This is a genomic window from Marinibactrum halimedae (assembly GCF_021234875.1).
GTDB classification, from domain to species: Bacteria; Pseudomonadota; Gammaproteobacteria; order Pseudomonadales; family Cellvibrionaceae; genus Marinibactrum; species Marinibactrum halimedae.
This window is the reverse complement of sequence record NZ_JAJQVM010000088.1, coordinates 1-2,017: the sequence shown is the minus strand read 5'-3', so window position 1 is coordinate 2,017 and position 2,017 is coordinate 1. Positions and strand designations below refer to the sequence as shown.

3 protein-coding genes are annotated in these 2,017 nt (G+C 39.2%); all 3 read left to right on the top strand.

Annotated elements, in window-relative coordinates; all coding sequences use genetic code 11:
• The first annotated feature begins 126 nt into the window (after positions 1-126).
• The gene (locus LU351_RS20325) at positions 127-417 is read left to right on the top strand and encodes an AHH domain-containing protein (protein ID WP_232595915.1); all 291 of its coding nucleotides are present in this window, start codon (positions 127-129) and stop codon (positions 415-417) included.
• An 8-nt stretch (positions 418-425) separates the two neighbouring features.
• A complete protein-coding gene (locus tag LU351_RS20320; RefSeq protein ID WP_232595914.1) occupies positions 426-1,037 on the top strand; it encodes a hypothetical protein in 612 nt (203 codons plus the stop codon).
• 400 nt (positions 1,038-1,437) lie between these two features.
• On the top strand, positions 1,438-2,017 hold a 580-nt coding region (locus LU351_RS20315), incomplete at its 3' end, for a transposase (RefSeq protein ID WP_232592392.1).

The following is a 2,017-nucleotide window of genomic DNA, read 5'->3' as shown; positions in this document are numbered from 1 at the left end:
TTCGCCAGCTTCCACTTGTTGTACTGCACGAATGCGAATTTCTTCGAGCGTATCGTGACTTAATTTTCTGCCATCATTTTTCATGACTGTATTATACAGTGTTGTCTAAGTTATGCACCCTTTAGTATGACGCTGAGGCTTTTATTATCTTGGGCTCGTGTAAGGATCGACGATCCGCACAATGGATGCTGGTTACCTCGCGATTGGGAAGACAGGCTTCAAATGCCAAATCATCTACGTAATGCGGTTCCGCATCGCCGTATTCATCACAGACAGTATTACCTCTGGCTTAATGCAAGAATTCAGCCTGCCTTGATCAGAACACCAGATCAGCTCGTCAACGTCTTACGTTTAATTAGAGTTGCCTTGCAAAGTGGGGCTGTTCCTCCTAATGTCATGCCGAGAACAGGTCGATAGGAAATAGTATGTCACTTTATACAATTGTTTTTGACAATATTCATTATCTAGGGATGATTTGGGATAGTACACAAGTTGCTCAGCTTTCAAATAACGATATGGATCATCGGATTGATATGAATGGCTTTCCGATTCGTCATGGTGACGTTTTCAAAGAACCCGTAAGAGTGAGTTTTGAGGAAAGAGGCAAAGAAGATGAAGGACTTGCTAAGCCAGATATAGCGGCTTTACAAGGGCGGTTGTACTTAAGCAAAGCAGCTTATGATGTATTAGCTGATCTATTAAAAGAAGATGGAGAATTTCTTCCTTTAATAGATGAAGGTGGAAATAATGCCTATCTTTTCACCCCTTTACGTATTGCGGAAGACATTGATGCACTTGATACAGCTTTAAGTAAAAAAAATGAATGGGGTGATATTGAGCATCTCGCTTTTTTTGAAGAAAAATTAAAAGATTGGATGGTTTTTAGAGCTGAGTTCAATGGTTATTACACTTTGCAATGCAAAGAGATCGTTAAAATTACAATTCAGCGTGCCAAATTAACAGGTGTGTTTTTTACTCCTGATTTAGGTAATTATTTTTCCAATCAGTTTGATGAGAAAGTTATCAGTGATCATTGATATTAGAGTTTTTTAGTCAATTTATTAGAACTGCCAACTAATGGAATGGGCTTCAATATAAAAGAAGCGCACTGTGAGCCAATACGGTATTGCTATTGCTGCGGCAAAATATTGGTTTTTTGTTGCGTTAAAACCATGAACTGTTCGGGTCTTCTGATGCTTGACGTTCTTCCTCTTCTTTTTTAAGTATTTCTTCATAATTGATTAGCTGGTTGTTTTCATCACGAACATAATACCCAGGTTTTTGCTCTACTTCTGAAGGATTCTCTGTAATGCGAACAAAGCTTAAATATTCTAAAAAGCTTTCGAATATTCTATCGAATATGTCATCTGGGCACCTCTAAAAATAGCCCAACTTTGATATAATCTCACTGTTCAAAAATTTCAAGAGTTTCCTTCTATGTCTCAGCCCGGCTTTTTTGATTTAGATGACAGGTATCGCAAGTTAGATGAAAAAGATCCATTAGTTCATCTCAACAAACTGATATTTTGGGAAGCCTTTCGTCCGACCTTAAAGGAAATACGAAAGTCGAACCGAAAAAGCAATGCGGGTCGTAAAGCCTATGACGAGCTTCTGATGTTCAAAGTACTCGTACTTCAGCACTTATACAATGTATCCGATGATCAGATAGAGTACCAAATACGGGACCGCTATTCTTTTTGCCGGTTTTTAGGTCTGACTCCATCGGACAAGGTGCCTGATGCCAAGACAGTGTGGCTGTTTAGAGAAAACCTAGTCAAAGCTGGTTTAATGAAGCGTTTGTTTTTTACTTTTGATGTTCAATTAGAGGAACACGGTTTTCAAGCAAGAAAAGGTCAAATAGTGGATGCGAGTTTTGTCGATGTTCCCAGGCAGCGCAATAAAAAGGAAGAAAACAAACAGATAAAACGCGGTGAAACGCCTGATCGTTTTGAAAAGAATCCGAACGTTGGCGCTCAAAAAGATACGGATGCCCGCTGGGCGAAGAAGAACCAAGAGA

What these genes read in the sequence shown, in the direction of transcription:
- LU351_RS20320 (WP_232595914.1), top strand. Translation starts at nt 426, where the DNA reads ATGTCACTTTATACAATTGTTTTTGACAATATTCATTATCTAGGGATG.
- LU351_RS20325 (WP_232595915.1), top strand. Translation starts at nt 127, where the DNA reads ATGACGCTGAGGCTTTTATTATCTTGGGCTCGTGTAAGGATCGACGAT.